13 protein-coding genes and 1 pseudogene are annotated in these 16,746 nt (G+C 36.4%); 3 read left to right on the top strand and 11 right to left on the bottom strand.

Features of this window, described 5'->3' with window-relative positions; translation table 11 throughout:
- Window positions 1-132 precede the first annotated feature (132 nt).
- From ACIR310F_RS0111205 to ACIR310F_RS0111150, 11 genes are all read right to left on the bottom strand, one after another.
- Window positions 133-1,068, bottom strand: coding sequence for an alpha/beta fold hydrolase (locus ACIR310F_RS0111205; protein WP_028083906.1), 936 nt, complete (start codon window positions 1,066-1,068; stop codon window positions 133-135).
- Window positions 1,069-1,104: 36 nt separating this feature from the next.
- Window positions 1,105-1,929 (bottom strand): SDR family oxidoreductase, encoded by an 825-nt coding sequence (locus ACIR310F_RS0111200; protein ID WP_028083905.1) that lies wholly within the window; start codon window positions 1,927-1,929, stop codon window positions 1,105-1,107.
- A 183-nt stretch (window positions 1,930-2,112) separates the two neighbouring features.
- Window positions 2,113-2,775, bottom strand: a complete 663-nt coding sequence (locus tag ACIR310F_RS0111195; RefSeq protein WP_035367903.1) for a pentapeptide repeat-containing protein — start codon at window positions 2,773-2,775, stop codon at window positions 2,113-2,115.
- A gap of 298 nt (window positions 2,776-3,073) precedes the next feature.
- Entirely contained in the window at window positions 3,074-3,565 is a 492-nt protein-coding gene (locus tag ACIR310F_RS0111190) for a hypothetical protein (RefSeq protein WP_028083903.1), read from the bottom strand.
- A gap of 46 nt (window positions 3,566-3,611) precedes the next feature.
- Window positions 3,612-4,346: an ABC transporter ATP-binding protein gene (locus tag ACIR310F_RS0111185; RefSeq protein WP_028083902.1), complete on the bottom strand. Its 735-nt coding sequence runs from the start codon at window positions 4,344-4,346 to the stop codon at window positions 3,612-3,614.
- Window positions 4,347-4,348: 2 nt separating this feature from the next.
- On the bottom strand, window positions 4,349-5,107 hold the full coding sequence (locus ACIR310F_RS0111180) for an ABC transporter ATP-binding protein (protein ID WP_035367902.1): 759 nt from the start codon (window positions 5,105-5,107) through the stop codon (window positions 4,349-4,351).
- 77 nt (window positions 5,108-5,184) lie between these two features.
- Complete coding sequence (locus tag ACIR310F_RS22240; protein ID WP_051289582.1) at window positions 5,185-6,159, bottom strand: branched-chain amino acid ABC transporter permease; 975 nt, start codon at window positions 6,157-6,159, stop codon at window positions 5,185-5,187.
- Between the two features lie 651 nt (window positions 6,160-6,810).
- A complete protein-coding gene (locus ACIR310F_RS25535; protein WP_035367901.1) occupies window positions 6,811-7,143 on the bottom strand; it encodes a hypothetical protein in 333 nt (110 codons plus the stop codon).
- A gap of 284 nt (window positions 7,144-7,427) precedes the next feature.
- Window positions 7,428-8,378: a branched-chain amino acid ABC transporter permease gene (locus tag ACIR310F_RS0111160; RefSeq protein WP_028083900.1), complete on the bottom strand. Its 951-nt coding sequence runs from the start codon at window positions 8,376-8,378 to the stop codon at window positions 7,428-7,430.
- 6 nt (window positions 8,379-8,384) lie between these two features.
- Window positions 8,385-9,566 (bottom strand): ABC transporter substrate-binding protein, encoded by a 1,182-nt coding sequence (locus ACIR310F_RS0111155; RefSeq protein ID WP_028083899.1) that lies wholly within the window; start codon window positions 9,564-9,566, stop codon window positions 8,385-8,387.
- A gap of 479 nt (window positions 9,567-10,045) precedes the next feature.
- Window positions 10,046-10,351 carry a hypothetical protein gene (locus tag ACIR310F_RS0111150; protein ID WP_028083898.1) on the bottom strand — a complete coding sequence of 102 codons (306 nt, stop codon included), beginning with the start codon at window positions 10,349-10,351 and terminating at the stop codon, window positions 10,046-10,048.
- A 279-nt stretch (window positions 10,352-10,630) separates the two neighbouring features.
- On the opposite strand from ACIR310F_RS0111150, the pseudogene ACIR310F_RS27600 reads away from it, so the two are divergent.
- The 3 genes and pseudogenes from ACIR310F_RS27600 to ACIR310F_RS0111135 all read left to right on the top strand — a co-directional run bounded on the left by ACIR310F_RS27600 (window position 10,631) and on the right by ACIR310F_RS0111135 (window position 16,415).
- Window positions 10,631-14,224 (top strand): annotated as a pseudogene (locus tag ACIR310F_RS27600) (hydantoinase B/oxoprolinase family protein).
- A 71-nt stretch (window positions 14,225-14,295) separates the two neighbouring features.
- The gene (locus ACIR310F_RS0111140) at window positions 14,296-15,138 is read left to right on the top strand and encodes a YaaW family protein (protein ID WP_028083897.1); all 843 of its coding nucleotides are present in this window, start codon (window positions 14,296-14,298) and stop codon (window positions 15,136-15,138) included.
- Window positions 15,120-16,415, top strand: a complete 1,296-nt coding sequence (locus tag ACIR310F_RS0111135) for an O-antigen ligase family protein (protein WP_028083896.1) — start codon at window positions 15,120-15,122, stop codon at window positions 16,413-16,415. The genes ACIR310F_RS0111140 and ACIR310F_RS0111135 overlap by 19 nt, the downstream gene beginning before the upstream one ends.
- Window positions 16,416-16,746: the final 331 nt, after the last annotated feature.

Here is a 16,746-nt window from a genome sequence, read left to right as displayed (position 1 = left end):
CACCTTGTGCGGGCATCTTGCCCGCACCACAAGAGTTTTATTATTAATATCTGTACTTCATAATATCGGAAACTGCTGTAATTTATCAGTTTTTATCTGCGTTAATCTGCGTTAATCTGCGTTAATCTGCGGTTAATGATTCTCAAAATTTGATTCTGTGAGTTTGATTATAAACGGGGATACCGCCTCAACAAATGCCTGAGTAGATTCATAGGGCATAACATTTTTCCCAGTTATTTTTATTCCCTGACTTTGAGATACACAATTGAGATAATGCGCTAATCTTTGATCTGGACTTTCTTGTTTGCTTTCTTTACTAATACCCAGAGATTTTTGTCCCATAACTAATAAGGTAGGATAGGGAATTGCAGCAATATCACTACTGTAATCTCTTTGCCAAAACCTCGCTAAAAAAGCAAATACGGCATAACGTCCATTGATATTTTTAGCATCTGCTTCCAGCATATTTAACCATTCATCATCAACATTTTCACTAGCAGCAAACAATTTTTCCACGGAGAAAGAATACAAAAATTTGCGGGTGCGAGCATAGCGAAAAAAAGCATTACCTATGGGGGATGTAAAAATGCTCCAAAGTAGATTTTGTTGCCATTTAGGGGCGTTTTTAGTAATTACTGGCCAAGATGTAGGATCAGAAAATACTAACCCAGCAATTAATTCTTTTTCCAGTTTGACTAATTCAATAGCAACTGGTAATAAAGCTCCTTGCACTACGATAATAACAGGTTTTTTGACCACAGTTTGCAAGAAGTATTGTAACTGTTTTGCCCAGTTAATTGGTTTGTGTGCTAGAGGTGGCATATCACTTTCACCACAACCCAGTAAATCGGGATTGTAAATAGGATTTTGGTGATTTTTATCATACCATTCTCGACAGAATCGCTGCCAAAATTGCCGGGATAATCCTACTCCTATGGGATGAATTAACAGTAAAGGAATACCCGTTGCTGGAGAATTGAGCGGTTGATGAATTTCGTAAGCACAGCGGTAATTTTGCCACAGATAATATTGGGTAGGAGATGCTGTTTTAGATTTAGATAGGGACATAATTTCAAGTTTTTATAGGGGGAGTTTTAAGAATTGCTAAAAAATGATGCGGGGATGAATAAATTGATAACCGGCATCTTTAAGTTTTTGATTGGATACCCAGGCATTATAGGGGCGGATATTTTTATTATTTGCATCCCAAATAACATTAGGTAAATTATTTTTTTTCATCACATGATCAAGTAATTCTTTATTCGTGAGATGACTATCATCAACAAGATTATAAATACCTTCTAAGCGATGTTCACGGGCAAATTCTATAGTACCAACTATATCATCAAGGTGAATCCAATTGGTGATATCTTCGCCATTACCAGCGCGGGTTGTTCCTGCGGCTCTAGCAAATATTTTTACTAATTCTCTACCGGGTCCATAAATACCACCTAAACGGAGAATACACACGCGCGTATTTTCATTATTTGCTGATAATAATATGTCTTCTGTTTTTCGTAGCAGTTGAGAATTGCGATTAGCTGGTGCTGGTGGACTTTCTTCGTCTACCCATACGCCATTTCTATCTCCATAAATTGAATAACTACCTGTATATATTACTTGACGAACATTAGGAAATTTGGGAAGTAGAGAAACTAGATTTTTAGCAGTTTGTACATAGGTTTCTTCATAGGAATCGGCGTTTTTTGCTCCTACACTTAATAAGACAACATTCTGATTTTTTAATACGGCTTTTAACCCTACTAAATCGTTACCTGGAGTGACAATAACTTTGGGTGCAATTGTTTCTAAAACTGGTATACGTTCTGGGCTAGTTGTGGTGACCGTCAGCACAAAATTACTGTTTGACTGCCAATATTTGCCAACTGCATAACCTACGTAACCACAACCAATGACTGCAATATTCATGATGTTTAATAGAACTAAAATAAATTCAACTATTTTTAAGAATTACCAGTTAATAATCAAATAGTACAGGAATATGCAAGTTTTTAACTAATGGCTATTAGGTTAACTTTTTTATTTCTGGCTATTCATATCTATAACGGTAGGTTGACTTGGTTTTTTGCTTTTTAGCGACTAGATTTGATTTTAGGTATGAATTGTACCATCTGGCATGATCGCTCCGGCTAAGTTGGCACCAATTAATTTTACCAGCAAGCGATCGCCTGAACGAATTCTTGCCCCTGTCAAATCAGCACCCCGCAAATCAGCCCCGCTGAAATCCGCACCAACCAAATTTGCCGAGCGTAAATTTGCCTCTCTTAAATCTGCTAAAAGTAAGTTAGCTCTAAATAAATTGGCTTCTGACAAATTCGCACCTCTCAAAATCACTTTGTGCATAAAAGTATCACTGAGATTAGACCTGCTTAAATTAGCATAACTCAAGTTTCTTCCAGATAAGTCCCGATTACTCAAGTTAGCGCGACTAAAATCTTTACCACTCAAATCTGAATTTGGCTGTGGTTGTTGATAGGTTGTTTTTGCTGAGTAAGAGTAAGTTTTGGATGGTTTATCTGGTTGAGAATTAGGGGAAAGGGGCTGTTTATCTCCTAAAGAGCGCAATTTATCCCGCGCCATATTCAATGATTTCAGCTTTTCGTGGGCTTTGTGCTGTAAACGCGGATTGTCTTTTGGGAGGCGGTCTGGGTGCCAAACAAACACTAAATCTTTATAAGCCTGATTTATTTCTTCCAGTGTGGCCCCCGGCTCTAATTCCAAGATTCTGTAGTACCGCTCCAATTCGCTCGTCATGATATATTAGTGAAGATGAAGATAATAATTGAACAAATGATGGGTTATGCAGTCATTTGTTCAGTATAACGATTGATTGCTGCTGCTATCGGCATGGAATTGAACAAACTATTCAACCCACTGGCGGAAATTGTACCAAGAAGCTTCAGCAATGCCCTGAACTTATTTAGAGTTAGGAAAAAAAGTATTTTTGCGGCAGTTAGGAGTCCACAGGGAAATGTGAGAATTTTTGAGAATCCTCGAAAATTTAATCCAGTGTATTTAAAATAAATGAACTACAACATTTAAAAACAAAGTCTTATCTGATCAATCCATTTCGCCAGCGACCAATGGCTTGCAAATATGCTACAATGGGGACGCGATAAACCTCAATAACAATCCAAACAATAATTGCTAAGTGCGACAAAAAAGTTAATACTGTCCAAATCAATGGAATCCAGGTAAAAAAATCATCAGCCGCAGGGGGAAAACAATATACCGTAATACCTATCAAAGTTGTCGGTAAAATGACAAAAGCAATGGCAGCTAAACTATAACCCCAACCTAATTCCACACCTAATAATTGAGCTTGAGTCCACTTAAATCCATTCCAATGCCAAACTAATGGTGGTTCTCTAGAAGGCATTTTCACTTGCTGTAGTTCCAAATTGACCGTAAGAATTTCGTGGCAAAAATCACAGCACATAGCCTCCATCATTGGCATTTGCGAAATTTTACCAATACGACATACTGGACATGGATAATCTTCTTGAAAGTTTAAAGATTTTGATCTAATTGGGGAATTGTCCATGATTAAACTACTCTTTTTTCAACTTTCCTATGATCTTATCTATTCCCTACCCTAAATAAGCCTGTTTAACTTTTTCATCTTTAATTAAATCTGAGGCTGCACCTGTTAAAATCATAGAACCTGCTTCTAATACATAGCCTCGGTCTGCAATTTTCAAAGCTAAATTAGCATTTTGTTCAACTAATAAAATCGTAACTCCTGTTGTTCGTAAATTCTGAATAATTGTAAAAATTTCTTTAACAATCCCAGGGGCTAAACCTAAACTGGGTTCATCTAAAAGTAAGAGTTTTGGTCTACTCATTAAAGCCCGTGCAATAGCTAACATTTGTTGTTCTCCACCGCTGAGAGTTCCTGCTAATTGATTGCGTCTTTGTGCTAACCGAGGAAATAGATCAAATTGCTGAGAAATATCTGTTTTAATATTTTTATCTCCACGCACATAAGCCCCCAACATTAAGTTATCAAAAACCGTTTGTTTGGCTAAAATTCTCCGCCCTTCTGGACAATGGGCTAAACCAAGTTTTAACATTTCATGGCCTTGACGACGATTGATATTTCGTCCTTGATAAATAATATTGCCACTTTGGGGATTTAGCATTTTAGAAATTGCTTTTAATGTGGTAGTTTTTCCAGCCCCATTTGCACCAACTAGGGTGACTACTTCACCTTTTTTAATAGTTAAATTAACTTTTTTTAAGGCTTGAATACCACCATAACTGACATTGATTTCCTGTAGATCTAATATGATTTCCCTGGTTAATTGATGTTGATCTGTGTTCATTATCATTCATTCCCTAAATAAGCTGCAATTACCTTTGGATTGTTTCTAATTAGAGATGGTTTATCCAAAGCTATTAACTGTCCAAAATCTAAAACTGCAATCCGATCACACAATCCCATAACTAATGGTACATGATGTTCAATTATAATAATAGTGAAATGAAAGCGATCGCGCAAATCTCGAATAAATTCACTCAATTGCTGTTTTTCGTTAAGGTTCATTCCGGCCGCAGGTTCATCTAAAAGTAAAATTTGCGGTTCTAAAGCTAAAGCCCGAGCAATTTCTAGACGACGTTGATCACCATAGGCTAAATTTTTAGCTTTTTCTTCGGTGCGATTATCTAAACCAATTAATGTTAATAATTCTAAGGCTTTTTCTCTACTGTTTTCCTCCTCCTTGACTGCTAATGGTAAACCTAACACTCCTGTAATAATATTGCTGTGAGTGTGTAAATGTCTGGCAATAATTACATTATCTAATACCGATAATTCCCCAAATAAGCGAATATTTTGAAATGTTCTCGCAATTCCTAAACCCGCAATTTGATGAGGTGGTAATTGAGAAATTACTCGACCTTGATAAATTAATTCACCACTAGAAGGAGGAATTAAACCAGTAATTAAATTAAATAGTGTAGTTTTACCAGCACCGTTAGGTCCAATAAAGCCAAAAATCTCTCCCTGATTAACCGAAAAAGATAGATTATTGACTGCGACTACACCACCAAAACGACGGGTTAATTCTTTTGCTGTTAACATCATCTTAACTATGATTTATGTGATTTAAATTCAAAAAAGGTGAAATTGTCAAGTTTGTTTGAGAAAATACCTTTTCAATGTTAAAGATTTGCCTTTTTCCCCTTCCCTCTTTTAGCAGTAATTGAAAATTGAGATATTTTTAACTTGATTTGCTTGAAAATATCAGGAGTGACTAAACCTTGGGGAAAAAATATTGTACCAATGACAATTAACAACCCAAAAATAATTAATCTTCCATCTCGTAAAAAGTGAGATAACCAACTTGGTAAACCACCTGTATCAGCTAAATTTCTTAATACTTCTGGTAAAGCTGTAAATACCATTCCCCCTAATACAGCACCTAAAAAACTCCGTGAACCTCCAATTAACACAAAGGTTAAATAGATAATACTCGCGTCAAAAGTTCCTTGACGAGCATTCCAAGTATTCAGAAAATGGGCGCTAATTGCGCCAACTACCCCCGCTAAAATTGAACCCAAGGTAAAGGCTAAAACTTTATAATAGGTGGGGTTAATTCCCATTGCTCCCGCTGCTAATTCATCTTCTCTAATGGCAATAAAAGCCCTACCAACTCTTATTTTTTCTAAGCGATAAAATAAGATCATACTAATAATTAATAATGGTAATGCTATCCATAAATATTCAATTTGGCTGTGAAAAGGTTGGGGAATATTGAAAATACCTACTGCACCTCCTGTAATATCTAAATTGAGAGAAATTACTCTTAAAACTTCCACAAATGCAATAGTAGCAATGGCTAAATAAATACCCCTTAATCTTAATACAGGTAGACCTACAGCTATACCTAATAAACCGGAAATAATTACAGAAATTAACATTTCTAACAGCAATAAAGGAATAGGAAATAAACTATTATTTGAGGTAAAAACCTTAGTAGAAATAATTGCCGAAATATAGCCACCTAAAGCATAAAAACCAGGACTAGCTAAAGATAATTGTCCAGTCATTAAAGGAAGGTAAAGAGACAGTCCCAGCAGCGAACCTAAGACCATTGAGACAATTAAAGAGCCGTAAGTAGAAAAAAATTCAGCCATATTTTGGTGTGGGAAACATTTTGCATTTTACTTATAGTCAGTATACATCAATCTTGTACCTCATTGACTGACAATATGCTGTATTAAGAAGCATTTATCCACCAATTTCGCAACTGCTGTATATCAAGAATGTGTTTTAACAACCCAACGGCGAAATAATTCTACTATTATTTTCCAGCGTCCCTGATTTTATACAATGACATCATGACGTTTTCAAGTGTCTAAAGCTTTCTGTAAATCAGTTTCATTTATTCCCGTCAACTCAATTAATTCATTTACCGTTAGCCCTGCGGTGTGTTTTACCAGATGAGTTAAAATTATTTGTTGAGAAGGATTTTCGTAGGTCGGGTTGAACAAAGTGAAACCCGACAAACCCTCTTTGATTATAGCAACTGCAATACCTATTATTGCTTTAAAAGTATCTCCTACTCAGATCAATCAATCTGTAAAAACCATCAATAAATAAAATGACGGTTATAAACTACATTTAAACAGATAAAGCCCCTAGTTGTTCACTTTCGGGAAAGATATCCATGCGCCATTGACCAGCACCTACGCTTTTCTGGACAGACAAAACCCACCGAATTTACAATTAAGCAAAAGGTGGGTTAAAAAACTTAATTTATTTTAGCAAATTCTCTTCGCAATTAATTATTTAGATATTGTCAATTCCAAAGTCTGTTTAAAATCATCCAAAGAATTAACTGTTACAGCCAATTTCAACATTTCATCTAAAATAGATAAATTAGAAATCTGAGATAGAGATACTATAATCTCTAAAGAAACCTCACCAAATCGAGTTTGCAAAACAGTTTTGACACTATCACGAGCTTTTTGTAATGCACCAATTTCTTTACCAATCTCTTTACCGCGTTCTATTGCCATTTCTTCTGTAGGACTGATAAAAGGCATTTTTATTTCCTCCTCTAAACTGTTGAGTTGATTTAGTAACTTTTGCTGTAATTGCCCAGGTAAAGTCATCATTTTATCAATGATTTTAAAGAGTTTAACAATTTGTTCTTTTGTTAATCCTCTATCATACAGCAGTTTCCGATATTATGAAGTACAGATATTAATGATAAAACTCTTGTGGTGCGGGCAAGATGCCCGCACAAGGTGTACCTCACTCAAGCTGAACTTGCTGTAAAGTCCGCGAATTAATGTCCATTTCCATTGCTGCCGTATTAGCAGTTACTTCTTTCATAACAAAGATTCCTGATAGCTAAATTACTCTAATTTCTGTATTATCTTAGATAAAGATTTTAATTCTACACCTTTTGAATAAACTTTTTACCTAATAAACCTTGAGGTCTAACTAATAACATCATAAACAATATGCCAAAAGCAACAGCATCTTTATAACCAGAATATTCTCCGGGAACTAATGCTTCAATTATCCCGATAACTAAACCTCCCAAAACTGCACCGGGAATACTTCCTAAACCTCCTAAAACAATTACAGCTAAACCCCGTAAACCAAAACCAATTCCGAAATAAGGACCGGCTATACTGACACTAGAAGCGACTAAAGTTCCTGCTAAACCTGCTAAGAAACTGCTGATAAAAAATGTAATAATGATGAATTTATCGGTATTAATTCCTAACAAACTGGCAGTTATTTGATCTTCAGCGATCGCTTGCATAGCTTTACCATATTTAGTATAATTAACAAAATAGGTAATCATGGAAACAACTATCAAGGAAACAACAAAAATTATTAGTTGTACAGTGCGAATAGGAATTGGATGTTGGGCGCTACCAAAATTAATTGCTGCTGGTAAATTCCCGAAAGTATCTGCCGGAAAAGTGTAACTTTCTGCACCTAATAAATATTGAATTAAGTTAACAATTACCACTGCTACACCCAAGCTAGAAACCACTGTTAATAATGGGTCAGAACCTTTACGCCGCAATGGTTTAAAGGCAAGACGTTCCATGATGATTCCGATTAATCCAGCCAAGATACTACCTAAAATCAAAGCAATTGTAAAAGGCAATTTTACAGGTAAGGCTGCATTAGCTAACAAACCACTAAAGCCAAAATTCCCGCCCATGAGTGCATAAGTAAAATACGCACCTAAAGTAAAAATTGCCCCATGGGCTAAATTAATAATGCCTAAAATCGAATAAACTAGGGTATATCCTAAAGCAAAAATAGCGTAAACGCTGCCAATAGATAACCCATTTAACAACTGTTGTAAAATTACTGTGAAATCCATTTCCGACTATTTAATAAATGTGAATTTGCCACTATTACCATCTTTATCCATTTTGATTTGGGCTACATATAAATCTTTTTGTACTACTTCACCGATAGGTGTGAAAGATATTTCCCCTAAAGGTGTATCATACTTTCCTGCTAATATCTGTTTATTCAGTGCAGTTCTTAATTGTGGTAATGGCAATTTATTAATCTTACTCTTATTATCTAAAGCTTTGAGTGCTTCTACATAAACTTGTAGCGCCGTAAAGGCTTGGGCGCTAAATTGGGGTGGTTCTTTCTTGTATTGATCTAAATAACTTTGTCGAAATTTTTGGTTAATATTATTAGCATGATCTGGACTGTAGGCTTGAGCAATAATTACACCATCGCAAAGTGCTTTACACACTGTCAATATATTAGATGAGTTTAAACCATTGCCACCAATAATTAAACCTTTATAACCGAGTTCTCGCAACTGTCTTACTAAGTTACCACCATCAGCAGCCAAACCAGAAATAATCACTAAATCTGGTTTTAAATTCATAGCATTAGTGATTTGACTTTGAAAATCAGTATCAGTAGTTTGAAATTTTTGGACTGTAACTATTTCTAGTTTTGCGTCTTTAACTGTTTTTTGAAATATTTCTGTTTCTGATTTATTAAATGCGTCATTTTGGGCATAAAAAACAGCCACTTTTTTAATATTGGGGTTTTGTTTGAGTGCTGCTTTGACTGCATTGGGAGCAACTTTAGCAATAGGTACAGATACACGAGCAATATAATCACCTAATTCGGGAATACCTTTAGCCGTATTTGATGCTGCAATTACTGGAACTTTAGCACGTTCTGCAACGGGGTCAGCACTAAAAGCTTGTTGGGATAAAGTTGGACCAATAATACCCACCACTTTATCTTTGTTGATTAATGTTTGAAAAGCGTTGATTGCCCCTGGTTCATCTCCACTAGTATCTTGCACTACTAATTTAACGGGTGTACCATTAACCCCACCTTGATCATTAAAATACTTTTCGGCTATTTTTACACCTGCTATACCCTCTTGACCAAGTAAAGCTACGTTGCTAGTCTGGGCAAAGGCGATACCAATGGGGATAGATTTATTAGCCGTATTACCGCCGCCGCAAGCTGTTAGTAAAATAGTGCAGGTAGCTAAGAATGTGGTTGTTAGTCCAGGAGTTTTGTTCATGATTCAACTATAGTTATAGTTTTGGGATCATATTTATTTAACCACACAAGAACTAATAATTAGTTACTGTAGTGGGTTTGATTTTTGAAAATATCAGTATCTTGTGGTGCGGGCATCCTGCCCGCTATAATTATACCAATTAAAATTATACTTAAATGCGGTACATCTGAAGTAGGGTGTGTTAGCCGTCTGTGGTGCGGGCATCCTGCCCGCTATAATTATACCAATTAAAATTATACTTAAATGCGGTACATCTGAAGTAGGGTGTGTTAGCTGTCTGTGGTGCGGGCATCCTACCCGCTATAAATTAGCACACAAAAATTAGTAAATTTACGGTGTTGCATAATGGCGGTATGAATTATGCAACGACCTCAGAAGAATTAACAGGATGTTTTTCAAGTATTGGGCGAATATAGCCTCACTTTAAACATTGGATACTTTATACAAGCATTCTGACTCCTCAATTCTTAACTTTGGTACTAATCTAGAAAACCCATCAAAATTTCGGAATCATCAAAAGTATTTGGGGCTATTGGGCGATTTCCGAATATAGAATAGTTTTGAGCAATTACCAAAGCGCTGGAAGCAATGGGACGAATACCAGACAAATTAATACTATCAACCACTTGGAATGTGTTTGCACCTATGGGACGAATTCCCATGGAGTTGTAGGTATCAACTACCTGTAAAGTCCCTGTGGTAATGGGACGCATTCCAGCTACTATCATTGTTCCTTGAGAACTTTGTTCAGTATTACCACTGTTTTCTTGAGTATTTTCTGTCATTGTTATTTCTCCTTTGTATCTGATGGCACTTATTTAAACTCAATCTTTGTTTGTTAAGTGAATTTTACAATAGATAAGGAAAGAAGTATTTTTTTCCCATATATTAAAAGTCTAACCTTAAATCAGCATATATCACAGATTGCAGATGAGATTGATATATTTTGATCAGATAGAATATAGTCATGATAGCGAAGCCGGAAACGGGAATCGCTAAACCTACCAATACCTAGTTAGGGTTTTTATCAAGGTTTGTAACTATTGACAGAGGTGTAATCTACAATGACTTGGGAATTTTGGATTGATAGGGGTGGTACGTTTACTGATATTGTCGCCAAAAGCCCAGACGGTAAGTTACAAATTCATAAGCTATTATCCGAAAATCCCGAACGGTACACCGATGCCGCCATAGAGGGAATTAGGCAAATTTTAGGCATTTCTGCTCACGAGGCTATTCCTAGTCAAGAAATCGCAGTTGTTAAAATGGGAACAACAGTAGCCACAAATGCCCTCCTGGAAAAAAAGGGAGATAGAACTGTTTTAATTATCACCAAGGGGTTTGCAGACGCTTTAAGAATTGGGTATCAAAATCGTCCTGACATTTTTGCTCGGCAAATTATTTTACCAGAAATGTTGTATGAGCAGGTGATTGAAGTAGAAGAACGTTACAATGCTCAAGGTGAGATATTAATTAACTTAAATTTAGATAGTGTTCACCCACAACTACAAACAGCTTACAATAACGGCATTCGTTCCTGTGCAATTGTTTTTATGCACGGTTATCGCTACACTAACCATGAAAAACAAGTTGCTAACCTCGCTAAAAACATCGGCTTTACCCAAGTTTCAGTATCTCATGAAGTTACCCCGTTAATGAAGTTAGTTAGTCGGGGTGATACAACGGTAGTAGATGCTTATTTATCCCCGATTTTACGCAGATATGTCAATCAAGTAGCCAGTCAATTGGGGAAAAATGTCACCCTCCAGTTTATGCAATCTCACGGGGGCTTAACTGACGCGGAAACATTTCAAGGTAAAGATAGTATCTTATCAGGTCCTGCGGGGGGAATTGTCGGGGCGGTGCAAACTAGCATCCTAGCAGGATTTAATAAAATTATCAGTTTTGATATGGGTGGTACATCTACGGATGTTGCCCATTACAATGGTGAATATGAACGCACATTAGAGGCGGAAGTGGCTGGAGTGAGATTCCGCACACCAATGATGGCTATTCATACGGTTGCAGCGGGTGGTGGCTCAATTTTACATCTCGATGGTTCTCGCTATCGCGTCGGACCAGAATCTGCTGGTGCAAATCCTGGACCGGCTTCCTACTCTAAAGGCGGACCGCTGACAGTCACAGATTGTAATGTCATGGTGGGTAAGTTGCAACCGGCTTTTTTTCCCCAGGTATTTGGTAGAGAAGCAAATTTACCATTAGATGTAGAAATTGTCAAGGGTAAATTTGCGGAATTAAGAGCAGAAATTGGTGATCATCGCCCAGCGGAGGAAGTAGCCACAGGTTTTCTGACCATAGCTGTTGATAAAATGGCCAATGCAATTAAGAAAATCTCGCTTCAACGTGGTTATGATATATCCGAATATACTTTATGTTGTTTTGGTGGTGCCGGTGGACAACACGCTTGTTTAATTGCTGACGCTTTAGGGATGAAACAGGTATTGATTCATCCCTATTCTGGGGTTTTATCTGCTTATGGGATGGGTTTAGCAGATGTTAGAGTCTTAAAGGACAAAGCTATTGAAGCGGTTTTAGAATTAAAATTGTTATCAGATTTAAAAGCAGTATTCGCAGAATTAGCAGCAGCGGGGAAAAAAGAATTAAACCGCCAAAATCCTGGTAATGTGGAGATTTTATTGTATAAAAAACTGCATTTGAGATATGAAGGAACAGACGCGCCTTTAGTGGTAGATTTCGCTGATTTACAAGCAATAGAGGATCAATTTGCAGAATTACACCGTCAGCGTTATGGCTTTATTGTCCCGGAAAAGCGGTTAATTGTGGAGGCGGTAACGGTAGAATTAGTATTACATCATCATCGCCAAACTGTAACTGTAATTTCTCGAATAAATGATAATTTACCTGTTGCGGAGACAACCGTACAAATGTTTACGGCTGGAAAATGGTGGAATACTCCAGTTTATCGTCGGGAGAATTTACAACCGGGGGACTGTATTTTAGGTCCTGCAATTATTGTAGAAGCGACAGGTACAAATATTATTGAACCTAACTGGAAAGCGGAATTAACTAATATTCAGAATTTGATATTAAAGCATAATGGAAATGCTCAATTTTTAACCAAAAATCCAAAATCGAAAATCCAAAATCGCCAAGACGCGGTTATGTTGGAAATTTTTAATAATTTGTTTCGAGCGATCGCTGAACAAATGGGTATAACATTACAAAATACCAGTTCCTCTGTCAATATCAAAGAAAGACTTGATTTTTCCTGTGCAATTTTCGATCATCATGGACAATTGGTAGCAAATGCGCCGCATATTCCTGTCCATTTAGGTTCTATGAGTGAAAGTGTTCAAGCTTTGATTTCCACTCATGAAAATAATATTAAACCGGGTGATGTTTTTGCTGCTAATAATCCCTACAATGGGGGAACACACCTTCCAGATATTACAGTTATTACTCCTGTATTTCTCAATGCTAATTTTCCCATTTTTTATGTTGCTTCCCGGGGACATCATGCAGATATTGGTGGAATAACTCCTGGCTCTATGCCACCTTATAGTACAAATATAACAGAAGAAGGAATTTTATTAGATAATTTTCAACTAGTTAATTCTGGGATTTTCTGTGAACAGGAATTAATTAATTTACTCAGTAGTGAACCTTACCCAGCCAGAAATATTTCTCAAAATATCGCCGATTTAAAAGCGCAAATTGCAGCGAATCAAATCGGTGTTCAAGAACTTCTAAAAATGGTAGAACACTATAGTTTAGAAACTGTCCAAGCTTATATGGGTTTTGTCCAAGACAATGGGGAAGAATCTGTTCGTCGAGTCATTGAAGTTTTAAAAAACGGTAGTTTTAGTTATGCTTTAGATGATGGAAGTATGATTAAAGTAGAAATTACCATTGATAAAAACTCCAGAAATGCCAAAATAGACTTTACTGGTACTTCACCACAATTAAATAATAACTTTAATGCACCTTCAGCAGTATGTAAAGCAGCAGTTTTATATGTTTTTCGCACCTTAGTAAATGACGATATTCCTTTAAATGCAGGATGTATGAAACCCTTAGAAGTTATTATTCCTCAAGGTTGTATGTTAAACCCCTCTTATCCCGCTGCGGTAGTTGGGGGAAACGTGGAAACTTCCCAAGCAATTACCGATACTTTATATGGGGCTTTAGGTGTGTTAGCAGCTTCCCAAGGAACGATGAATAATTTCACTTTTGGAAATGAGAAATATCAATATTATGAAACTATCTGCGGTGGTTCTGGTGCGGGTGCAAATTTTGATGGAACAGACGCAGTTCATACTCACATGACTAATTCTAGATTAACAGATCCCGAAGTTTTAGAATGGCGTTTTCCTGTGATTTTAGAAAGTTTTGCAATTCGTCAACATAGTGGTGGTTAAGGTAAATATCACGGTGGAAATGGTGTAATTCGGCGGTTACGATTTTTAGAAAATATGACAGCAGGAATTTTAGCAAATCATCGCATTATTCCCCCATTTGGTTTATGTGGTGGACAAGCAGGTATAGTAGGTAAAAATTATGTAGAAAGAAATAATGGAACTGTGGAGAAATTAGCAAGCAAAGCCGTGGTAGAAATGAATCCTGGAGATATATTTGTGATTGAAACTCCTGGTGGTGGAGGCTACAGCCAGTTGTGATGAGGTGAATTTTCATTGATAACGTAGTAGAATAGGTGACAGATAAGTTGTACGGAAGAGAGGACGGGAAATTGGAAGAACTCAGGACAGTATTAGAATTAGCCACCGAAGAAGAATTACAGGACTTGACAGCAATTCTGTTTAGTCGCAAATTTAACCCCTTAGATTATGTTCACACCCCCGAACCCATTACAGTACAAAGCCAAGACCGTCAAGCTTGGTTAAATGCTATTGAGGACCGTTTTCGTTTTTTAGCGGCCGACGGGATCACGGTATTACGGAGGAAGACTAGTAAAGTAACTTACAGACAAGCCCTGATTCAAGTCTGTAAATATCTGAAAATTCACTATGATCAAAATTTAACAACAGTTGATTTAGAAGCAGAAGTATTTTTACATTTGTTAGGAAAGGTTTGGAAACAACTACCAAAAACAGAAAAGCAGCAACTAACCATTAATTTACAACGTCAGTTAGTAGAATCGAACTTAAAACAACCATTACCATTATCATTGCAACATGATCCTTTAGGATTAATATTTAAAGGTGGTAGCGCATTGGCTGTAACTTCTGTAATTCAACCCTTTGTACTACAAACTATCGCCCGTGAATTTGCTGTTCATTTTGCTACCTATCAAGTAGCTAAAGAAGCAGCAATTACAGGTACAGGACTAGCGACTAAACAGTTTCAAAATCATGTAGCTTTACAAATGTCTCGACGGGGTATGACCATGAGCGCAGCCCGTTATAGTGCAGTTCGTAGTGTATTTGCTTTTGTTGGTCCAATGATGTGGGCTTGGTTTTTTGCTGATTTAGGTTGGAAAGCGATCGCTACAAACTATGGCAGAATAATTCCTACAGTCTTTACCCTCGCCCAAATTCGTCTTACCCGTACAGAATGCTGGGAAATAGCTTAAAAAAAACCTTTTATCATCCGAATTTCCGCTTACAAACCCCTTGGAATTGGCTGCAATTTGGACTAATATCTTTCCCCCTGAGTCCATTTTTAGGGGGTATTTCCATAGCTGTAGCTTCATTACTAACTTGGCGCAAACAATACCATATCATTCGCCAGTATCCAATTCACCAGGGATTTGCTATTTTGAGTATTTTACTACTCATTAGCACCGGATTTGCCCCGAACAAACTAGATGCTTTTTTAGGTTTATTCAACTTATTACCCTTCTTTTTCTTTTTTGCAGGACTAACTTCCCTCATACAAACACCTACCCAATTAAGACAAATATCTTGGATAATAGTATTTGGTTCTGTACCTATTTTAATCATAGGATTTGGGCAATTATTTCTGAATTGGAACTTTAAATTTCAGGTTTTATGGATTGTTTTTGATTGGATAGTTGCACCAGGAGGATTACCACAAGGACGCATGGCTTCTAACTTTATGCACGCTAATACTTTAGCCGCATATTTAGTAACTATTTTGATTTTAGGTTTAGGTTTATGGCTAGAAAACTATCAGAAACTCAAACAAAAAAATCCCCTAATCATCTTTTTAACAATCACAGTATTTGCTAACCTTATCGCCTTGATTTTAACTAATTCTCGCAATGGCTGGTTCATAGCTATTTTTACCTGTTTAGCTTATGCTTTATATCAAGGTTGGCGATTAATTGTTGGTGCTGTTGTCAGTATTACCAGTTGTTTTTTATTAGCAGCTTTTGCACCTTCACCCATGGCGGAATTTTTCCGTAAATTCGTTCCCTATGGAATTTGGGCGCGGTTAAATGATGATATGTTTCCTGATAGACCGATAGCATTAATGAGAAAAACCCAATGGGAATTTGCCTTAAATTTAACCCAAAAACACCCCTTAACTGGTTCAGGTTTACGCAGTTTTAATGAACTGTATAAAACTCAAATGCAAATTGATATAAATCATCCCCATAACCTCTTTTTAATGTTATCAGCGGAAACAGGTCTAATTACCACCTTATTATTTTGTGGGTTACTAATTTGGATATTAATTACAGCTAGTCAACTTTTATGGAACTCCCAAACCATAGAACCAAAAAATCGCATCATCTTTTTTAGTTATTTAATTACATTTATCGGCTGGATATTATTTAATACCGTTGATATCACCATCTTTGATATTCGGTTAAATACCCTGGCTTGGATATTTCTAGCTGCATTGTGTGGAGTTATTTACCAATATCAATCACATCATAAGTAGGTTGGCGTTAAAAATTGTCGTTATGACAAGGGAACAGGGAACAGGTTACAGGGAAGAGGGAAGAGGTTTTAGGCCACTTTAATTTTCGTTACTTATGTTGTTTTTTTTCCGTTAACCTACTTAAATTCAGAGATAATTAAAACTTACAATAACCTGAGTTCGATATAAATAATCATCCTGAAAACTAATTATATCAGACTTTTCTCAATTAGCAATGATTATTGACAATAAATAAACAAGAGAAAACAATCCAAAATATTCAATTTTGGATTCACAATTTAATTGTATAAAAATAATTAAATTAATAAAGCTGGTAGAGAAGTTACTTCAT

Source organism: Dolichospermum circinale AWQC310F (assembly GCF_000426925.1).
Lineage (GTDB): Bacteria > Cyanobacteriota > Cyanobacteriia > Cyanobacteriales > Nostocaceae > Dolichospermum > Dolichospermum circinale.
The sequence above is the reverse complement of the archived record's forward strand: the minus strand, read 5'-3'. Positions and strand labels throughout refer to the sequence as shown.